A 1,499-nucleotide genomic window follows, 5' to 3' on the forward strand; every position below is an offset into this window, starting at 1 on the left:
ACGATTAACGTCAGGGGAGTTAACACATTAGCGAGCTGTTTCACGCCTAACCCCTCTATCCCATTTGTCCATGCATTTGGGATTACTTTTCGTAAAATGTTAGCCGCAGCATTTACATCTGCATTAATTAAAGTTTTATTTGCTGAACGATATATACCGCGCTTTATTCGTTTTCCTGAAAAAGTTGTATTTTGGTCATTTTCTCCATACGTTGGAATGAAGTCGTTATCCAGAAAACTTGCTTTCGATGTATATGATTCTTCAGTTACAACAACTTGAATGCCTACAGCATTTGCTTTGTATGTAATCATTTGAATCAGTAAATTATGCGGGATATGACAAAACGATTGGTTATTTCTTTTTCCCATATTCGTTTCTTGTTTCCAACTTTTGTTTTGACCAATAACGATTTTACAAACTTCTTCTTCTTGAGCTAGTTTTACGATGTGGTGACTAACTTTATGGAAGACGTCTTTTATTTTCAAGTAACGTTTTTGATGAAGTTTTTCTATCCTTTTAGAAGTAAAAGGTCCTTCATTCGTTTGTTTTCCATTTCTAAGAATGCTTGTAAAATGACTCTTCATTTTATTGTAATATTGATTTATGCTTTTGATATGTTTGCCCTTAACAAGGACAGGTTTTATACCTGTGTTTGTTACGATGGTTGCAAGGTTATCAATACCTAAATCAATACTCATATAACGAGCATTCTCTTCAATCATTTGTTGTTCAGAAGGAACATCAATTACCAATTCCACTACATATTCATTGTATTTTGGAATCACACGAACTTGTTTCAGTTTACCTTCAGTGAAACCTAATTTCCCAATATTTAATTGCAATTTCGTCTTTGGAAACTTTAAAAATCTATCGTTTTTAATGATGCAATCTTGGTTTGTATACAGAATCTCTTTTTCAGAAGAACGAATATACTTTGGAATCCTAGGCATTCCAGCATATTTGTTTGGATTCTTTTTATAGTCTTTTAAACTAGCAAAAAAAGATTTCCAATTTTGGAACAAACCTTTCATGATTGACTGGCTACATTGCGTAGGCAAAGCTCGATAATCATTTTGAATCATAGCCTTAAATAGTGCATCTAGAAAGTTGTAATCTACATAAGGTTTTCAAAATTAGGTTCTGAAAACAAATTACATGTAATCTCTTTCTGTTCTTCTTTAGGCTTTAATTTCTCTTTTTCCAATTTCTTCTGATAGGCAAGACGTTGTGTGTCATTCATCTTACCAATATTTTTATGAATATTATCCAGAACTTCTTTTTGCAAAGGCTGCAACTCTTTTTCTTGTGTTAATCCAGTGTACACCTGGCGTATATAAAAGTTTGTGGTGTTGTACATGTTCTTAGCGTTATGACAACATTCTTGAAAATAAGAATACATACGATGCCCTTTTTTAATCCAAATTTGAAGAGTTTTATAGTTTGACGGATTTTCCTTTGTCATTTTATTCACCTCCTTGTTAAGGATATTATAGCAAAAA

1 pseudogene is annotated in these 1,499 nt (G+C 32.4%); it reads right to left on the minus strand.

Annotated features, from left to right (window positions below):
• Nucleotides 1-1,462 (minus strand): annotated as a pseudogene (locus EBQ15_RS30875) (RNA-guided endonuclease InsQ/TnpB family protein); the annotation flags it as partial.
• Nucleotides 1,463-1,499: the final 37 nt, after the last annotated feature.

Source organism: Bacillus sp. 2D03 (assembly GCF_003946765.1).
Lineage (GTDB): Bacteria > Bacillota > Bacilli > Bacillales > Bacillaceae_G > Bacillus_A > Bacillus_A cereus.